The organism is Pseudomonas sp. LBUM1656 (assembly GCF_059716065.1).
Genome location: NZ_CP166800.1, coordinates 3,721,662 through 3,740,680 on the forward strand (window position 1 = coordinate 3,721,662; position 19,019 = coordinate 3,740,680).

Annotated in this window: 17 protein-coding genes; 4 read left to right on the top strand and 13 right to left on the bottom strand. The window is 58.3% G+C overall.

Annotated features, from left to right (window positions below):
- Positions 1-49 precede the first annotated feature (49 nt).
- The 3 genes from ACA072_RS16770 to ACA072_RS16780 form a co-directional block, all read right to left on the bottom strand.
- The gene (locus ACA072_RS16770; protein ID WP_497619143.1) at positions 50-1,315 is read right to left on the bottom strand and encodes a YbiU family protein; all 1,266 of its coding nucleotides are present in this window, start codon (positions 1,313-1,315) and stop codon (positions 50-52) included.
- A gap of 112 nt (positions 1,316-1,427) precedes the next feature.
- Complete coding sequence (locus tag ACA072_RS16775) at positions 1,428-2,306, bottom strand: helix-turn-helix domain-containing protein (RefSeq protein WP_497619145.1); 879 nt, start codon at positions 2,304-2,306, stop codon at positions 1,428-1,430.
- 206 nt (positions 2,307-2,512) lie between these two features.
- Positions 2,513-3,640, bottom strand: coding sequence for a GGDEF domain-containing protein (locus ACA072_RS16780; RefSeq protein ID WP_497619147.1), 1,128 nt, complete (start codon positions 3,638-3,640; stop codon positions 2,513-2,515).
- A gap of 296 nt (positions 3,641-3,936) precedes the next feature.
- Between ACA072_RS16780 and ACA072_RS16785 the strand changes: the two genes are divergently transcribed.
- On the top strand, positions 3,937-4,395 hold the full coding sequence (locus ACA072_RS16785) for a hypothetical protein (protein ID WP_497619149.1): 459 nt from the start codon (positions 3,937-3,939) through the stop codon (positions 4,393-4,395).
- Positions 4,396-4,462: 67 nt separating this feature from the next.
- Here the strand turns inward: ACA072_RS16785 and ACA072_RS16790 are convergent, their stop codons facing one another.
- Positions 4,463-5,032: a YceI family protein gene (locus ACA072_RS16790; protein ID WP_497619151.1), complete on the bottom strand. Its 570-nt coding sequence runs from the start codon at positions 5,030-5,032 to the stop codon at positions 4,463-4,465.
- A gap of 182 nt (positions 5,033-5,214) precedes the next feature.
- On the opposite strand from ACA072_RS16790, the gene ACA072_RS16795 reads away from it, so the two are divergent.
- Positions 5,215-5,961: an SDR family oxidoreductase gene (locus ACA072_RS16795; protein ID WP_497619152.1), complete on the top strand. Its 747-nt coding sequence runs from the start codon at positions 5,215-5,217 to the stop codon at positions 5,959-5,961.
- Between the two features lie 11 nt (positions 5,962-5,972).
- Here ACA072_RS16795 and ACA072_RS16800 read toward each other — a convergent pair whose 3' ends face one another.
- From ACA072_RS16800 to ACA072_RS16820, 5 genes are all read right to left on the bottom strand, one after another.
- Positions 5,973-6,464, bottom strand: a complete 492-nt coding sequence (locus ACA072_RS16800; RefSeq protein ID WP_497619154.1) for a DUF2269 family protein — start codon at positions 6,462-6,464, stop codon at positions 5,973-5,975.
- Positions 6,465-6,466: 2 nt separating this feature from the next.
- A complete protein-coding gene (locus ACA072_RS16805; protein ID WP_497619156.1) occupies positions 6,467-7,594 on the bottom strand; it encodes a saccharopine dehydrogenase NADP-binding domain-containing protein in 1,128 nt (375 codons plus the stop codon).
- Positions 7,595-7,666: 72 nt separating this feature from the next.
- Positions 7,667-7,804, bottom strand: coding sequence for a hypothetical protein (locus ACA072_RS16810; RefSeq protein ID WP_497619158.1), 138 nt, complete (start codon positions 7,802-7,804; stop codon positions 7,667-7,669).
- Between the two features lie 37 nt (positions 7,805-7,841).
- Positions 7,842-8,591, bottom strand: coding sequence for a GIY-YIG nuclease family protein (locus tag ACA072_RS16815; RefSeq protein ID WP_497619160.1), 750 nt, complete (start codon positions 8,589-8,591; stop codon positions 7,842-7,844).
- A 241-nt stretch (positions 8,592-8,832) separates the two neighbouring features.
- Complete coding sequence (locus tag ACA072_RS16820; protein ID WP_497619162.1) at positions 8,833-9,759, bottom strand: LysR family transcriptional regulator; 927 nt, start codon at positions 9,757-9,759, stop codon at positions 8,833-8,835.
- A gap of 128 nt (positions 9,760-9,887) precedes the next feature.
- Here ACA072_RS16820 and ACA072_RS16825 point away from each other — a divergent pair, with 128 nt between their 5' ends.
- Entirely contained in the window at positions 9,888-11,324 is a 1,437-nt protein-coding gene (locus ACA072_RS16825) for an amidase (protein WP_497619164.1), read from the top strand.
- A 62-nt stretch (positions 11,325-11,386) separates the two neighbouring features.
- On the opposite strand, the gene ACA072_RS16830 is transcribed toward ACA072_RS16825, so the two are convergent.
- The 3 genes from ACA072_RS16830 to ACA072_RS16840 form a co-directional block, all read right to left on the bottom strand.
- Positions 11,387-12,052, bottom strand: coding sequence for a phosphoribosyltransferase (locus ACA072_RS16830; protein WP_497619166.1), 666 nt, complete (start codon positions 12,050-12,052; stop codon positions 11,387-11,389).
- Positions 12,053-12,260: 208 nt separating this feature from the next.
- Positions 12,261-12,908 carry a hypothetical protein gene (locus tag ACA072_RS16835; protein WP_497619168.1) on the bottom strand — a complete coding sequence of 216 codons (648 nt, stop codon included), beginning with the start codon at positions 12,906-12,908 and terminating at the stop codon, positions 12,261-12,263.
- 624 nt (positions 12,909-13,532) lie between these two features.
- Positions 13,533-14,891 carry an MATE family efflux transporter gene (locus ACA072_RS16840; protein WP_497619170.1) on the bottom strand — a complete coding sequence of 453 codons (1,359 nt, stop codon included), beginning with the start codon at positions 14,889-14,891 and terminating at the stop codon, positions 13,533-13,535.
- Positions 14,892-15,394: 503 nt separating this feature from the next.
- Between ACA072_RS16840 and ACA072_RS16845 the strand changes: the two genes are divergently transcribed.
- Entirely contained in the window at positions 15,395-16,819 is a 1,425-nt protein-coding gene (locus ACA072_RS16845; protein ID WP_497619172.1) for a GGDEF domain-containing protein, read from the top strand.
- Between the two features lie 194 nt (positions 16,820-17,013).
- Here ACA072_RS16845 and ACA072_RS16850 read toward each other — a convergent pair whose 3' ends face one another.
- Positions 17,014-18,873: an ABC transporter ATP-binding protein gene (locus ACA072_RS16850; RefSeq protein ID WP_497619174.1), complete on the bottom strand. Its 1,860-nt coding sequence runs from the start codon at positions 18,871-18,873 to the stop codon at positions 17,014-17,016.
- Positions 18,874-19,019 lie beyond the last annotated feature (146 nt).

Sequence of the window (19,019 nt, forward strand, 5' to 3'; positions counted from 1 at the left end):
TTCTTGAATGCCGCTGGTTTTGGCAAGGCCGGCGATTACCGGGTGGCTCTTATCGACACAGGCCCTTGCAGCCAATGCCATTCAACTCATCGACACCAAACCGGCCTTTCCAGTGCCGCTCATAATCTTCCCTGGGGAAATCACTCGGCGAGGCGCCGACGGCAAAGGCGTCGAAAACCGCTTCGGCGTATCGCTGATTTTTCGGGCACATCGGGGCCGCGGGGACATACATCACATTGCCCCAGCCCTGCTGTTTCTCGACCGGCGCGACGCTGTGAATCACGTCGCAGTGCCACCACACCGAGTCGCCCGCCCGGATATCCGGGATCGGGCTCATGCCATCGACCAGCAAGGGATGCCATTGCTTCGAGACGGGCAACACTTTCCCCGGCGCGACGCCGCAAAGCTCGTCCTCCGGAACATCCTTGAGCAGCGGCCGTAAAAGCAGGTACGCCATGGCTTTGGGGATAGGCAGCGTATGGAGCACGCCTTGATCGGCGTTCATATCGGAAAGCGCGGTCCAGCCTTGAAAGGTGCGGAAGGCCGAACACTTTACGGTGTCCTGATACGCGTATTCGTCGACTTCGGTGCGGTAGGCAGCGTCCCAGGGATCGTAGGATTTGAAGTCGTTGTTGTAGATCTTGTCGAACACCTTCAAGTAAGCCGGATGCAACCAGCGCTCCAGCGCCCCGGAATCCGTGTGTGGGCCCAGTCCTTTGGAGGTGGTGCCCGGCGGGCGGCGGCGAACCCGATCGGGGTACAAGGCATTCACATCCGGATCAAACCATTGCCGGCCTTCGGAGTGGGTTTTCCAGAGCCGGTTCAGAAAGGATTGCGCCGTCGCCATGCGCTCGTGCTGGCGCAACTGCATTTGCGAGCGCGACCAATAGATGGGGAAAATCTCCGGGCGCGAGGCGTCAAGGTTGCCGAAGAACTGGTCGACCGGCCCTCGATAGATCGCATCGAAGGCATTGTCATCCAGGTAATCGAGCAAGCCTTTGTCCCATTCGGCCACTTGCCCGGCAGCAAAGTGGCCTCTGATGACCACGCACCCGCGACGTTTGATCGCCGCCAATTCATCGTCCGTTACCGCGCCTTCGGCGATGGCCTGGTAATCCAGAATGGGCCATGCGCTGCCCGTCATGGCTTGCTGGTCCCTGATCGAGGCGAGTTCGGTTTCGATGAACGCGCTGACTTCGGCAAACAGCGATTCCACATCGCCAATTTGCCTGCGCAAGGCCTGCTTCATCCGGACGATGTTGTCTTTGTAATGCTCTGGGAGGACTGCGCTTTCGAAGCTGTGATAGTTGCTCATCGTGGCGACCTGGTGATGGTTGTTAAAAGCCAGGTCACTACACCACTGACAGCTTGCTCGACTCAGCCGGATTAGAAGCGTTCGCTGATACGATTGTGGCGTCTGCAACGCACTACCGAAAATGACGCCCGTGAAACGTGCGATACGCGCTCGGCGTCAGGCCTTTTTGCGCCTTGAACTGTCGGTTGAAGAGTGCCAGCGATGAATACCCCACCGTCTCGCCAATCAACGAAATGGGCGTGTTGCCTTGTAGCAACATCGCGCACGTCCGTCCGATGCGCAGACGCGCGATGTAGTCCAGCGCCGTACAGTGCGTATGCCGCCGGAACATTCGATGGAATGCCGAGACGCTGATGCACGCGATGCCCGCCAATTCGCGGATCGTCAGTGGCTCGCAGTAGTGAACGTGCAGGTGGTCGAGCACCCGTTGCAGACGCGCATCCTCACCCGCCCCACTCGCGGCTTCAGCTTCAGTCACCGGGTCGCTGATAATTCGCTCGGCGGCCGTGTCCCGGGACAGCTGCGTCAAGACATAAAGCAGGGAAACCAGACGCTCGGGTCCTTGCTGCTCCACCATCGCCTCAATCACCGGCCGCAGCGCCTTTGACGCCTGATCGCTGAAGCGCACGGCGCACTGCGCGGCGGCCAGCAGCGCTTGTAACGAGCCCATCTCCGGGAACAGGTTAACCAGCGAATCGGCCCACGCCTGGGAAAACCAGATCACCAGCGCAACATGTGGCCGGGCCGGATCGATCAACTCACCCGAGCACCAGCTGTGTGGCACATTCGGCCCCAACAGCACCAGATCACCGTCGTCATACAGCCGCACGTCATTGCTCACATAGCGATGTCCGCGGCTGTTGAGCGTCAGGGTCAGCTCGTACTCCGGGTGATGGTGCCACTCGAACGGAATTTCGTCGGGCAAGTGCCGGTTCAGCATCGACCACGATGCATCGGTGGGGACGGGGATTTTTTCGAAACTTGGCTTCACGACGATACATTCCTGCCCGGCTGCCTGGTGCAAACGCCAGAATCGTAACACTCGCTTTGCACAAAGACCTGTTGTGCCTAAAGTCTGTCTGAAACGCAGGAGGCCGCTTCGCAGCCCAGCGGGAGCAAGCTGCTTCGCCACAGGTTGTTCAGCGCTTGTTGTATCGCGTGACGCTTTCAAGCCGGGCCGAAAAACCTTTCTGCCCCCTACTCCGAAACAGCCACCTGATTACGCCCCCGCGCCTTGGCCCTATACAGCGCTTTATCTGCGTTATTGAGCAAACTTTGCAGATCGTTGTCGCCACTCTCCATCGCTGCAACCCCCAGACTCGCCGATATGCGGTGAACCGGCCCGGTCATCAATCCACCGATCGACTGGATCAGTTGCTCGGCGATGTTGAGGGCAATTTCAATGGACGTATCGGGAAGTAGAATCGCGAACTCCTCGCCCCCCAGCCTGCCGAAGACATCGGTATCGCGAAACGACCGGTTGATGATCACGCCCATTTGCCGCAACACCTGATCGCCGACCTGATGGCCGTAGGTGTCATTGATGTGCTTGAAGTGATCCATGTCCAGCATCACCGCGCACAGCGGTAGGCGGTTGTGTTTGCAGTCATGGAACAATTGCTGGGCATGCTGGAAGAAGGCGCGGCGGTTTTTCAGGCCGGTGAGTTCGTCGGTTTGCGCGGCGTAAGTGGAAATGCGATGGGCGCGTTCCATTTCGCGGGTGAGCTGGAAGGCGGTTTCCAGTGCTTCGGACAGTTTGCGTGTCGCGCTGGCCACGAATGAGGCGAACACAATAACGGCCAGCGCCATGCCGATTTGCAGCGCGGACGGTTGGAACAGCAGCCAGAAGGTACACGGCAACAGGACCAGGCCAATGGACGCCAACGTCATGTACCGATAGGACGAGTAACACGACACCGCGCTGACCGACATGCCGACGGCAAAAAGCATGACCAACGCCTGGGCCAACAGGTCGTTTGCCGGCATGACTGCTAAAGCGCCCGCCCCCCAGATACCGGCGGACAACATCAGCGTGAACCAGTATCTCCTCTCCCAGCGTTCCGGGGTGCGCTCACTTTCCGGGCAGCGAAACCAGGCGACGAACATCAGGATGCGCAGCAACGACGACGCCGTCAGCAGCCCTATCCACGTGAAAATGACGCTGTGGTCGAAACGCTCCCAGCACAGGCCGCACAACATGATCGCAGCGAGAAAACTGCCGAAAATCGCAGGGAATGACTGGTGGAATAGCTGATGCAATCGATCACTGCGCACCTGCGCGGCGATGAAAGTATCCTGGTCGTGCCGAAATCCTGGGCCACCCATTTGATCCGCCTGATCATGATGCTGCGACAAAAAAAGCGATTGTGGCACCCTGCCACTCAGGCAAACAAACATTTACGACTCATGGGTACCTGCACATTCACCCTAATGCGCCCCTGAAGCCCTCAGTGACAATCGTCAGAAAAGTAATAGCACACAAGTGCGCCTCCCACGTTCCGCAGTCATCAAGCCAAATGACATTCCATCGTCAACGTACAACGCGTTCGTCCTGCTACGCTTTTGAGGCCTCCAATGGAATCGGGCGATAATTATAAATACGGGGGGGAGCCCCTTGACTGTTGAGGTTGCACAATGTGAGAGCCCAATTTATCAGCGCCGTCATTACCCTGACCATGATCGGTGTGACGACTTATGGATTTATAGAGTGGGACGCTAGCGAGCGCGCACGCCGGGATGCGGTGTGCAAGGCCGCGCAAGAGCACAAGGAAACGGTGGAAATTCGCGCGCGGGCGATGGCTGCCGGGCTGTCTGTCGATGCTTATGCCGAGGCCGAAAAGGCGGAAGTCGGCAAATTGGTCAGTTCCCTGGATAACGCGAAGAATGATGCCGAGGTTGAAGCGGTCATAGACGCACACGCCGCCGAGCTGCAGGCGCAGGACGCCGCCACCGACGCGGAATTGAAAAACCAGGGGAGCCAGCAATTTCTCGAACAAAAGTTCAAGGAACAGCGGATCACCACGGACATCAAGCAGGAAATTGAACGCGCCGAGAAGGCGGTGGCGGATGCTTGTAGTTAGTGCAGACTGCGGACGATCAAGCCAGTCGTGTACGACAGGATCGGCCTTATCGCCTGGGCTCGCTTGATTAACGCTGCGGCGCAACCATCCGGAACCGGATATTGATGGCGTCGGAAACGACGCTATCAGCCCATTCACCCTCGCCAACCTTGAAGTCACTACGCTTGAGCGTCAGCTGGCCGTCAAAAATACCGATGGCATTCTCCTCTTTCAGCAGGACCGGAACGGCCACCTCACGGGTGACGCCCCTGAGCGTGAGTTTGCCGGCGATCGAATAGCGGTGGTCACCCAGCGCTTTCACGCCGGTCGATTCAAACGTCGCCTCGGGGTACGTCTGCGTGTCGAACCAGGCAGGCTTTTGCAATTCGGTGTTGGCGTCTTCGCTGCCGGCATCGATGCTGTCGAGCTGGATGGTGAGCGCAGCGTGGCCCGCTTCAGGGTTGGCCGTGTCGAAATCAAGCGTGGCCTTGAACTTGCCAAACGTGCCATACACCCGTGAGCTGAACTGTTTGTAGGTGAATGAGATCGTACTGGCGGTTTCATTCACTTGCGTGTATTCGGCCGCTTCGGCACAGAGGAAAAAGCCGAAGGCAAGCGCAGCAGCCAGTACGGAAAACGACGGGGATCGAAAATTCATGGGGCGCTCCGGTCGTGGCCCACGCAGGCCAGCGATAGGTGGACTAAAGCAAAGAACCTTTGTTTATTCCACTTCACACCGGGACTTCCGACCACCTGTCGGCCAACGCGACTCAGCGCCCGATGCTGCCACCCGCGCAGGTGTTTAATGAATCAAGCACTCACCGCATCGGGAGACTGGACATGAAAATCGTCGTCATCGGTGGCACCGGGCTGATTGGCAGCAAGCTCTGCCAGAACCTGCGGGACCTGGGGCATGTAGCCCTGGCGGCGTCGCCGAGCACCGGCGTCAATGTCATCAGCGGTGAAGGCCTGACGGTGGCGTTGAAAGGCGCGGACGTGGTGGTCGACGTGTCGAACTCGCCCTCGTTCGAGGACCACGCGGCGTTGCATTTCTTCGAAACCGCCGGGCACAACCTGATCGCGGCGGAGAAGATCGACGGGGTCAAACACCATGTCGCCCTGTCGGTGGTCGGCACCGAGCGGATGCTCGACAGTGGTTATTTCCGGGCGAAGATGGCTCAGGAAAAACTCATCAAGAAGTCAGGCATTCCTTACACCATCCTGCGGGCCACCCAGTTCTTCGAGTTCATCCATGCCATTGCTCACTCCGGGCGCGAGGAAGGCGACACCATTCACTTGACGTCCTCCGCGCTGCAACCGGTGGCCTCGGACGATGTGGCGGCGGCACTGACGGACATCGCGCTGAAAGCGCCGGCCAATCAGACCGTCGAGGTGGCTGGCCCTGAAAACCGCCCCCTCATCGAGTTCGCGAGCGATTACTTGAAGCATACAAAGGACCCGCGCCAGACCGTGGTGGACGACACGGTTCCTTACTTTGGTGCGCCGATCAATGACCAGTCGCTGACACCGGGCGCCAACCCCATCGTCGGTGCGACGCGGTTTCAGGACTGGCTTGAAACCCACTAGGCGGTCATGCGCTAGACCACCGCAGCAACCATCTGCATCGGCGTCATCTTCGTGACCATCATCATCACGATCACAAACATCCCCGCAAAACCCGCTACGCCCATCCAGAACCATTTCTGGTAGACCGACCTGTATTGCGCGTCGAGCCCTTCACCGGTCTCGACCGCACTCAACGCCATCCCGTGCAACCGCTTTTGCAGCACCAGCACCGGCAGCCACAGCGAGCCCACACACAGGAAAATAATCAACGAGGTCAGGATCCATTCGGTGCTCATGGGCAGCCCGGACACTTTCATCAGCAAGTAACCCGTGGCGATCTGAATAAAGCCTGCCGGTGTGGTGATCCAGGTGTCGAAGCGCACCACCATTCTGGCCACATGCGCGATCACTTGCGGGTTGGCCGTGCGACTGGCGGCGATCAAATAAAGGTAGGAGCCCATGCCGAAGCCGAACAGGAAAATCGCGGCAATGACGTGCAGGTACTTCAGGCACAGATAGAGCATGCTCAGCCCTGCTCGTCAGAAAAGCGCACGGACAGCTGCAGATTGGCCGGATCGTTGATCGCGGCCATGTACTCGTCAACGTTGATTTCACCCACGCAAGGACGGGCGCCGGATGCCGGCGCGTAACCCGCGACCAGTTTTGCCGCCAGGGCGACAGCCGCGCAGCTCGGGATTTCGGGGCCCTTGTCGTTGTGCGCCGTCAGTTGCACAGTCATGGACAGCGGCTGCCCATCAACGCCCTGCCCTTCGACATCGATGTACATCGCACTCAGTCCATCGCCGAATCGCTCAAACCACGTCCCCCAGCGATGCAGCCTTGCCGCCCACGCCGCCGAGTCACGCACCAGCCCGACTCTTAGCGCCTCAGCGAGCACGTAGTTGGCCACGCCACCGAGTTTCAGCCCCGAGCCCGCCTTGAAACTTAAGGTATGGGCGCCGTAGCGGCTGGCGAAAATATCCATGTCCGGCACATCGACATTGGACAGAACCCGGTTCCCAAGTTGCGGCATCTTGCGCAGGGTCAGGTCCTGCCAGCCCGAGACTTCGTGCACCTGACCATTCTTGAGCTGCTTGATCGGTTTGCCCGCGTAGGCCAGCACGCCTTCGACGGTCGAGAGGCCGGGCATCTTGGCCGAGGAAGAAATACCATGCTCGATCGAGTCGATGCGTTTGAAGCGATAACGGTATTGGTCGATAAGCGCCGACGACAGCGTCGGCACCGAACTGCAGCCACTGAGAATCGTCACGCCTGCCAGTTTTGCGTTGGCGTCGAGCACATCAATGCCGTTGACGAAGGTGCGGCAGTCAGCCAGATCGCAGTAATTCACGCCCGCGTCGATGCAGCTTTGTGCGACCGCATAGGATTGCCCCTGGAACGGGCCACCGGTGTGCACGACCCACTGAATGCCCATCGCGCTCAGTGTGGAACCGAACGCAGCGCCCATGGCATCGCCGCACCAGCTCTCGCTGAGCCGGCCGGACTGGGTTTTCAGCTCATCGACCTTGCGTTGCAACTTGCTGGAATCGCGGCCCGAGATCACCAACTCGACGCCCGGCATCGCGACTAAATGCCTGCAAACGATGCTGCCGAAGTTTCCGTAGCCACCGATCACCATTACCCTGAGTGCCATTTAACGCTTTCCTTGACCATTGGATCGTGTAGCTGATTCCTGCAACCGACAGAGCAACCCGAGTATCAGTAATCAGCTGACCTGAAAGTAACTTTCGATGTTTTTGAAGAGCCTTTCGAGGAACACTTCGTCCATTGCTTTGAATCCTGCCTTTAGAAACGCCGGCATGCTTTCTCCGCCGACCAGTTCGTTTCGGATTTCTTCGAACACTTCCCTGTCCTCCGCCAAAACACCAACAGCCACTTTATCAGCGGCGATCGGAATGGGTATTGAATGTCTCGAACAGCCGCGCGAATTCGGCAATCGCCGGCTGGATATCCCGTTCGAACACCTGATCAAAATCGTCGCGCCGCCCCAGGCACTCCTCACACAATTTAGACAGCCACTGAGGCGTAATAAGGGTGAAATCACACTTGTCTACGACAGTGCCAGGCTCATGATGCGTGGTTTGTGTGATCAATCTGAATCGTCGCCCCGGCGCGGGTTCAGGTGATTCGGCATTGAAGAGTTGATCCAGTCGCAATTCTTCAGACAAGACTGCTTCTTTCATCTCCAGAATCACGCTGACAAACGAATGGGTCCCGGGAAATTTTTCCAGGCAAATATGGCCGGCAAAACCCACCGTACGGGCAACCAATGCGGTTGTTTCACGCAGACACCGCGCCACATTGGAAACATCGAAGGGATAAGTTGTTTGCCTGGACTTCCTGGAGTTTTCCCGACTTGCCGGCATACCCGCAGTTACCTGGACAGGCTTATGCACCACATTCCAGATCGGGTTCTCGCGGATGATTGCTTGCTTTTCCGCTTCGGCAGCCAACGCCTGAGTGGGGAACCGTTCAATTTTGATATAGGCAATGTCATCCGCCCACTGGGAGGATCGTCGGTGCTGCGATAGCCGCGAGGCGGTACTCAGAGAGATACCGACATAAAGCAGTTTATCGGTCTCATCAAAATGTCGGTAAAGCTCTCTGCCTTGTTTGTCTCGTGCAGTCATGGTCGATTGCCGTCCCTGATCCCGTGTGAATACCCTTTTTGATGAAGCTTCCTGACCCAGTTACAGAGGGAACAGCGATCCGATGTTTTTCGCTTTAGGTTTAATGTTTCCACCCGGCTCATATATGGCGATCAGCAACGACTCAAGCACCAGCCGATCGACATCACATTCAAGTGCAACAAAACGCATATATGACCAACTGCTCCACCAGGTTGCCGACAACATCGGCGGCCCGAGGCTACTAATTAGCCATCACTCTGTCCAGCGCTGAACCCTGTCCCATCCGCGCCTTCAAAAATCCGATAAACGCCGTGACCTTCGGCGACGGCAAATGCTCCCGAGCCGTGACGGCATTCAAATCCTGTGGCGGTCCGATCCACTCCGGTAGCACCCGGCATAACCGCCCCGCCTCGACGTCAGCCTGCATGCTTTGCTCCATTCCCAGGCTCAGCCCCTCACCGGCACACAACGCATCTTTCAGCAGGGCCGGATCGTTGGCGATGATCGACGGCTCGACCCGGTAATTACGCAACTTTGCGCCAGCCTTGCGCAACGGCCAGACATAACCCACATCGCGCCGGGCCTGATGCAACACCAGCGTGCGGTGTTCGTTCAGTTCGTCCGGCGTTGCCGGTTGGTCGTGGCGCTTGATGTAGTCGGGCGCCGCAAAGACGCCTGTCGGGTAACTGGCCAGCCGCCTCGCGATCAGGCTGGAGTCCGGCAAGGCGCCAAGACGCAACGCCACGTCTATCTCTTTGCCGACCAGATCCAGCGGTACATGAGAAGCGAGGATCTCCAGTTTGATGTCCGGATAGGCCTGACGAAACCCGGCCACCAACGGCGAGAACCAACTGACCCCGAACGAGTACGGCACCGTCACCCGCAACCAGCCGCGCGGGTCATCGCGCAATTGATGCACCGCCAGTTCGGCGTGCTCCAATGTGGTGGCGATGTCTTTGCACTGCTCGAAGTAAACCGCCCCGGCCTCGGTGAGGCTCAACTGGCGCGTGGTGCGACGCAGCAGCTGCACGCCGATGGCCTGCTCCAATTCGCGTACCCGGCGGCTGACGGTGGTCTTGGGAATCTGCAGGGCATGGGCGGCGGCGGTGAAACTGCCCAGGCGCACCACCCGCACAAACACCAGCGTGTCGTTCAAATCTCTGATCATCGAACAGCCTGCGGAGCACGTTGAGATAGCGCATTGTGCCACTAACGGCACATTCCATACCGTGTTTATGGGCTAATCACCGCTACCGATGAAACCTATGATCGGGTCTCTCAACTGGAGGCCCTCTCATGAATTTGAATGAATACGCCACTTACGACGGTATCGGTCTGGCCAAACTGGTCAGGAGCGGTGAGGTCACTGCTGCGGAACTCGCCGACCTGGCGATTGAAGCCGTGCAACAGGTCAATCCACTGATCAACGCCGTCATCGAAACCTGGTCGACGACGGTTACCGAAGGCACGGGGCCCTTGGCCGGCGTACCCTTCCTGATCAAGGATCTGGCGATCACCTCCGCCGGGCGCCGCGTTGAGTTGGGCAGCCGCCTGGCGCAAGGTCTGGTTGCCGACGCGGACTCGTTCTTGATGCAGCGTTTCAACGCCGCCGGGCTCGCCACGGTGGGACGCACCACCACACCGGAAATGGCATTCAGTACCGAGACCGAATCCGTACTGCAAGGCCCGACCCGTAACCCGTGGGACACCCGACTGTCAGCAGGAGGATCGAGTGGTGGTTCGGGCGCCGCAGTGGCCGCCGGTATCGTGCCGATTGCCCACGCCACGGATGCCGCAGGCTCGATCCGCGTACCGGCGGCTTTCAACGGCTTGGTCGGGCTCAAGCCGACCCGTGGCCGCACTTCAAACGGCCCGGCGCTGGATGAAGTGTTCGCCGGTTTCGGTGTGCAGTTGGGGTTGTCGAGAACCGTGCGCGACAGCGCGGCGTTGATGGACATTGTCCAGGGTTACTCGCCGGGCGATCCTTACCACACTGCCGCACCGGCCGAGGGCTTTCTGGCTCAAGTAGGCCGTGATCCGGGACGGTTGCGCATCGGGCTCCTCGACGCGCCTTGGAACGGCGCTGCGCTGGACCCGGACATTGCCGACGCCACCCACGCCGTCGCCCGCGAACTGGAAACCCTCGGCCACCACGTTGAACGCGTAAAAGCTCCACTCGGCACATCGTGGGAATCCTTCGTCGAAGCCAACGCCCACATCTGGTGTGCCACCCTCGTGCGCTGGATTGACGGGTTGTCCGCTGCCACCCAACGGCCCATCGACCTGACCACTCTGGAACCTGCCACCCTCGCCTGCTACGTCTACGGCCAACAGGCCCGCGCAGTGGAATTCGCCGGTGCGCTGGAGGTTCGCAATCTCATCTCGCGCAGCGTGGCGAATTGGTTCGATGACTTTGACGTGCTGCTGACGCCGACGCTGCCGCACCTGCCTCAGGCGCTCGACACTTACAGCCGTGGCGCCGAAGCAATGGACGGTTTGCAATGGACGGCGCGGGTGTTCGAGCACTCGCCTTTTACGCCGGTGTTCAACGTGGCGGGGACGCCGGCGATATCGCTGCCGTTGGGCATTTCACAGCAACACGGCTTGCCCATCGGACTGCAATTCGCTTCGCGGTTCGGGGCGGAGGATGTGTTATTGCGGTTGGCTGGTCAGTTGGAGCAAGCGTTGCCGTGGCACTCGCGCAGGCCGAAGGTTTGGGCTGGCGATTATTAATTCATCGCTCATAAAGATGGGCCGCCCAGTGGCCCATTGTTACCCATGCTTTTAGCTCCGCTTCAGGATGTTCTCTGCCACGCCCGCTGCAACAACTTGATGACCTCTGCATCCGAAGTCTGGGAAAAATCCATGTACCACCGGCCGATCGACATCAGCCACTCCGGGATCAGTGGGCAAATCAGCTCATCCACTTCACTGCGCAGCGCCTCTGCCGTCTCGATCGGCGCCACCGGCACCGCGACGACAATGCGAGCCGGCGCATGCACCCGCACCGCGTGGACCGCCGCCATCATCGAGGCGCCTGTCGCCAGGCCGTCGTCGATCAGGATCACCACCTGATCCTTGAGCTGCACCGGCGCCCGCGTTCCCCGGTAAGCCTGCTCACGGCGCAACAGCTCCCGGGTTTCCCGGGCAACCACGACGTCGAACAAGGCCTTGTCAATCGGGTGAACCCGCAGCGCGTGTTCATTGAGGATCTGGATGCCGCCGCTGGCAATCGCGCCCATCGCGAACTCTTCATGGGAAGGAACGCCCAGCTTGCGCACCAGCATCAGGTCGAGGCGAACCTCCAGCGCAACGGCCACTTCATAAGCCACCGGCACTCCGCCACGGGGTAACGCGAGAACGATGACGTCAGGGCGATGCGCGTATTTGAGTAAAGGTTCCACCAGACGCCGACCGGCCGCGGCCCGGTCTTGCAGGATGGTGGGCGATGAGGAATCCATTGGAAAACCTCCCTAGGCGATGACGCCTGTCGGTTCGCATCTCAGGTTCACTCAGGATTGTCGGCCGGACAGCGGATTGCATCAAGTTCAGCCTTCTGACCCAAAACAAAGCGACCTCCTTGATGCAGGATTTTATGATCACCTGCACTAAGAACGTCGCGCTTTTAAGGCTCGGGACAAGCCCGCAAGTTTTACACAGTGAATCGGCCTACCGTGCAGTCGCTACTGTCCGCGGAGAAGTAACGATGGAGTCCTGCATTTTCAGACGCTGAGTCAATGCCAGCATCGTCAGGAAACCCAGTGCAATCAGTACCGGATACGCCATCAACAGTTCGGAGAGAGAGTACTTCCAGGCCAACGGGCGACCGACACCCAGCATGGCCGCATACATCCAGGACACGGCCGACAGCGAGCCGCAGAACAGCGCCATCATCCGTGCGCTGAAGCCGAGATTGAGCAACGAGCCGGCCTTTTGCAGCGCGGGCAATACCAGGCGATGCAACATGAGGCCGTTGTAACTCAGCAACACGACAATAATGACTTTGGCGTGAAGCTTGGGATTCATAAAGTAATTCATACCTTTTTCCAGGTAATCAATACCGATGATAGCGGCACCCGTCACCCACAACGCTATCAATGCAGCGATGACAGACTTCTGAAGACTTTCCATGTGAGCATTATCATGCTCTGTGAATGTTTTTCGTTTTAACAAGTCTCTGACCATCGCAACATCACTGGTCAATACCAAACCAATGGCCACACAACACGCTACTAAATGAACGTAAATAACGCCCAATCGCAAAAATTCCATGCACTCTTTATTTTCGAGCAGGCTCATAATTGTATTTATCGCCACGGTACTTTCTCCACCTTATTCGATAGTACAGATCGATATTAAACAGGGCATTCAACTCTTCGAAACCCTGCGCGATCTTACTTTTATAAGATATGCCAACTCATAGACTTGGCACTGCTTAGCCCATTGATTCGCCTGGCAAATCAATGACCGGCTTATTTGTTGCCTCCTGAATTTCAGGTAAAAAAATCCCCATTTGCATTCAATGCACCGAGGTTGATTTTCCACTTCTTTTCTGCGGCTGCAGGAGCAGGTCTTGGGTGACGTGCTGCAGGATCAGAGGCCTGGGATCCTGGAATGTTCATTTTTTGAGCAGCCCACCGACAAACGGCGGTTATTGTGAACGCCTTACACGCCGGTACTAACGCATCAACTTCTCTGTCAGCCCCATGACAACTGGGCTGGTGAATTACAGGAATTTCCAACAGTGTTTATTGGATCCATTAGTTGTTAGGTTACTTACGAAACGTGTAATAACGAGCTGCTCGCATTCAGGACCTTCTGCCACTGAAACAGTCATACTTTTACCATTTCACTCGCCGAGGAAGATGAAGACCTGTTTACAGGCGCAACTTGCGTCGCAGGTCCGGGCATCAATCAGGACAGATCGCTGTGGTCCCCACCCTATACCAACCTTTCAATCTTCTGATGCTGCCAGACCATTTTGTAATACGCCGTCTGCAACACCAGCATCCCCAGATACGCCACCGGAAACGCCATCCACACACCCTGCAACCCGAACTTCCCGTCCAGCACATACGCCACCGGCAACTGCACCCCGACCACACAAACAATCGAAATCGCCATCGGCACCAGCACCGAACCACTGGCGCGCATGATGCCACCGACAATCGCCTGGAAGCCAAACACCAACAGACTCCAGAGCATGATGTGCAACAGATGCTCCGCCATCGCCCGGGTAGAATCCTCCGTGAGGAACAACCCCAGCAACCAGTGCGACAACAGATAACCCAACACCACCAGGCCACCGGTCAGGCACACATTGATCAACAGCCCCGTGCGCAGAATCGGCCCCATGCGTTCAAGGCGCCCTGCCCCGATCGCCTGAGCGCCAAGAATCGACGCCGTGATCGCAATCGACAGCGCCGGAAACTGCACGTAATTGACGATCTGCGTCACCGCCCCATACGCCGCCGTCGCCTGCGAACCGTGCTGATTCACCAGCGCCAGAATCACCAGCTCCGACACCGACAACACCACCATCTGCAACCCGGTCGGCAAGCCAATGCGCAATACCTTGCCGAGAATCACCAGGTCCAGACGCATCGCCGCAAACATCTCGCGATCCGGCGCCAACGGATGCCCCTTGCGAATCAACCGCCACGCCAACCACCCCATCGCCGACAAATTCCCCGCCAACCCGGCATACGCCGCACTCTGAATCCCCATCATCGGCAGCCCGAACCAACCCCGAATCAACGCCGGTGTCAGCGCCAACCCGATGCACGTCGACACCATCAACGCGATCAGTGGCGACACCGTATCGCTCACCCCGCGCAGCAGTTGAGTGAAGAGCACGTAGACCAGCAGCGACGGCATGATCCACATCATCACGTGGGCGTAGGACACGGCGTCGTCGAGCACGTCGGCCGGCGTGCCGAGGCCTTGCAGGGCGGGTCTGGCGAAGACGCTGCCCAATATCGCCGCGACCAGACCGATCATTGCGCCCAGCAGCAACGTCGTGCCGGCGATGGTTTTCACCAGATGCGGTTCACGCGCGCCCCAGGCTTGGCCAATGAGCACGCCCGCCCCCGCGCCGAGGCCGATGACCAGGGCGATGAAGAAGAAGACGATGGGGAACATGCCCGAGACGGCCGCCAAGGCCTGGACGCCGAGCATTTGGCCGATGTAGATGCTGTTGATGGTGCCCGACATGGATTGAAGGAAATTGGAGAGGACCATCGGGGCGAGGAAAAGGAGGTAGGTTTTCCAGAGGGGGTGATTGGTGGTAGGGGTTTGCATTGAGGGTCCGTCTCGGGTGGGGCTGGCGGTGTGCAAAGTCTACGCTAGGAAGCTGACACCAACGCGCTCCGATTTCGAAGTTTTGGAGAGTATGGACGATGTCAGTTTTCGGCCACCTCCTGTCTCTTACGACTGACCGAAATCGGACCAAAGCTACCCCATCGGACATCTTCCTGTGTCGAGGGAGACTGGGGCAATAACTGTATGCGTCCGGCAAAGCCTTCTAGCTGACTCCGCGAGCCCAGGCATGGTGTCCACCTGGTTTTGAGGAAGGACAGCTAACCCTTGGCCAATGCGAACAATGAGAAATTCGTTGTCGGTGAATGGCGTTCGCTTGAACATTTTCACCTGCTTTGGCAGCAGAAATTGGTAACGCGTCTAATATTGAAATGCAATAGATCGGCTCATCCCATATTCGCGTAATGATGCGAGGGGCCGTTGGCTTGTAAGCGGCTCCAACATCGGACCGGTGTTGGCTAAATGGAGTCAAATTGGAGGGAACCATGAGCAATCTCATCGCCACCGGCGAGCCACCTGAAGCCATTCGCTTCGTGGTGAAGGTTTACGCCTACTTGTTGCTCGCAGGGTTTGCTTTTGTTCCGGCCTATTTGATTGGCTACTTATACTTCTTTCAAGACCCCACCCTTATCTTCGAGAACCACCTGTTCCATATATTTGCGATAACGGCAGCCACCTCGGCAGGCTTGTTTGTTACTTACGTCACGTGGCGCTGCTATCAATCATCGGGAGATCCGCTGCTGCGATGGATGACGCTTGGTTTTCTCGGTTTTGTAGTGATCTACGCGTTGCATGGTGCGTTCACCGGGCTTGCCCACCACAATATCTGGCTCTTCCTGCTGTATGGACCCGCCTCTCGACTGGTCATGTCGGTTCTGCTGTTAGTCGGAATGCTGTCGTACCACCGCCCACCCGATGCCGCGGACCAGCGAATGAAAGCCCGCCAGTGGCTGACCTGGATAGGACTGTTCCTGTTGGTTGACGTGGCAGTGGCGTACGTCGCGAGCTCGCCGATCGCCGGTAACCTCGCAGTGCGCCTCTCGATGGAAGGGGGAGCCCTCGTTCTTTCCACATTGACCGTGATAATGCTCCTGCTGCGCCGTATCCGCTCGCCGCTGATGATGATCTTTGTCATCTCGGTCACCGCGTTCGCGCTGTCATCGCTTGCTTTTATCCTTGCACGTCCGTGGAACCACATGTGGTGGCTCGCTCATGCGATTTTCGCCGGTGGATTCTTCATGTTGAGCTATGGGGTCGTGCAAGCATTCCTCACCACGCGGTCGTTCTCGAAGATTTACAGCCAAGAGGAGTTGATGGTCCGTCTTGCCGAAGCAATGGCCTATACCGAGAGTGCCCTGCAGGAACTCCAGCGCACCAATCAAGAACTCGGGCACCTTGCGGCGACCGATCCACTGACTGGCGCTGATAATCGGCGTCGGTTCATGGAGCGGGTCGAAGTCGAAATTAACCGGACCAAGCGAGGCGGTGAGCCGTTCTCCGTATTGGCGCTCGATCTGGATAATTTCAAGTCCATCAACGATCGCTTCGGACATCAGGTTGGCGATGACATCCTGAAGAGTTTCGTGGAAACATGCCTCGATTCGATCCGGCCGTATGACGGCGTAGCCCGAGTGGGCGGCGAAGAATTCATGATATTGCTACCTCAGACGTCACTAGAAGGCGCGCATGTAATCGCTGAGCGTCTGCGAAGCAGCGTTGCAAATAATTCTTTTCATGGCCTGCAGCGGTCAACCGTGGTCACAGTGAGCATCGGTGTATCGCAATCTGGCCGCGACGGCGACACCATCGAGGTCATTCTGCGTACGGCCGATCAACGCCTGTATCACGCTAAACACGAAGGCCGTAACCGTGTGGTCACGACCATCAAAACCAGCCTCCAATCGCTGTGAAAGCGTTGGCATCGATACTCAGCTTTGCCCATCACAACAGGCAGCATCGGCCAGAAGCGGCCAGGCGGCACTTCCAAAAAACCAAGCAGATACATTCGCACCTCTAAGTCCCGGAGTACGCGCCACCGAAAAACATACCTTAGATCCAGGCTGATATTTTGGTACACCCGACTCCGGCTGCGCCCCCTACCCCCTCACACCTGATCCATGGCCTCGACCACTCCTTTATCCTCACCCAGGAACCCTCCGCTTTGATGGTGCCAAAGCCGCGCATAGACGCCGTTCTTCCCAAGCAATTCGGTGTGAGTGCCCTGTTCGATGATGCGCCCGTCATCCATGACGATGAGCCGGTCCATGGCCGCAATCGTGGACAGCCGGTGGGCGATCGCGATCACGGTTTTGCCCTGCATCATTTCATCGAGGCTTTCCTGAATGGCCACTTCAACTTCCGAGTCCAGCGCGCTGGTGGCCTCGTCAAGCAGCAGGATCGGGGCGTTCTTCAGCATCACCCGGGCAATCGCGACGCGTTGGCGCTGACCGCCCGACAGCTTGATGCCGCGCTCACCCACAAGGGTGTCGTAGCCGGTATGGCCTTGCCGGTCGCTCAGTTGGCTGATGAACCCGTCGGCCTGGGCACTGGCCGCAGCGCTGCGGATTTGCGCGTCGGTTGCATCGGGACGGCCGTAGGCGATGTTGTCGCGAATGGAACGGTGCAACAGGGAAGTATCCTGCGTGACCATGCCGATGGCGCCGCGCAGGCTGTCTTGCGTCACGTGTGCAATGTTTTGGCCGTCGATGCGAATCTCCCCGCTGTCGACGTCATAGAAGCGCAGCAGCAAGTTGATCAGCGTGGATTTACCGGCGCCGGAGCGGCCAACCAGGCCGATTTTTTCGCCCGCGCGGATGCTCAGTTTCAGGCCATCGAGCACCTGGCGTTCGCCACTGTAGTTGAAGCTCACGTTGTCGAAGGTTACCGCGCCGCCGGAGGTTACCAGTACGCCTGCACCCGGCGCGTCTTTTACCTTTGGGCCACGGGTGAAAGTGGCCATGCCATCCTGTACGGTGCCGATGCTCTCGAACAGCGAGGTCATTTGCCACATGATCCAGTGCGACATGCCGTTGATACGCAACGCCATGGCGGTGATGGCCGCTACGGCACCTGCGCCGACGTCACCCTGGTGCCATAGCCACAGGGCATAACCCCCGGCTGCCATGATCAACGCCACCACCAAGGCCTGGTTGACGATCTCGAACTGGCTGACCAGACGCATCTGGCGAAAGCCGGTTTGCTTGAAATCCTCCATCGCTGCACGCGCGAAATGCGCTTCACGATTGGAGTGAGAGAACAGCTTCACCGTCGTGATGTTCGTGTAGGCGTCTGAGATACGCCCGGTCATCATCGACCGCGCATTGGCCTGTTCCTGCCCGACTTTCCCCAGACGGGGCACGAAGTACAGCATGGCCAGACCGAACAACACGACCCAGGCCACGAACGGCAGCATCAGTTTCAGCGCGAAGCCGCCGGCCAGTGCAATGATCGCAATGAAATACACCCCGATCCCGGGAGCGATCTCGATAAGCGTGAACAGCACGTCACGCACCGCCAGCGCCGTCTGCATCACCTTGGTAGTGACGCGGCCGGAGAACTCATCGGAAAAAAACGAAAGGCTTTGCCGCAGCATCAGCCGATGGAAATCCCAGCGCAGCCGCAACGGCAAGTTAATCGCCAATATCTGGTGCTGCACCATGGTGCGCAACGCCACCAGCCCGACACTGGTCACCATGACGATGCCCATGCCCCACAACACGCGGCTTTCCTGTTCTGCCGCTTCACCGCCTGCCTGCCACGTCGAGAGCAGGTCCACGACCTGCCCGAGGAAGGAAAACAGCCAGGCTTCGTAAATCGACACACCGGCACTGATCAGCGCCAGCGCAAGGATGTAACCGCGGGCGCCCCGGGTGCAGGCCCACAGGAAGCGAGCCAGGCCGTCGGGTGGCGGTGGTACCTCGTCAGGAGGAAAAGGGTCGAGTCTTCGTTCAAACGCACGAAGCATGGTGGTCTCCAAAACGATCAAGTTGAGGGGGATTCTGCCATTGATCGGTTGCCTTGCGGGTTTTGCGAAGTGGAGGTCGCTCGTGAACGGCACAACGCCGGGCCAACGCAACGCGTCGCAACGGCTAAGCTTTTTCGAATGAACCT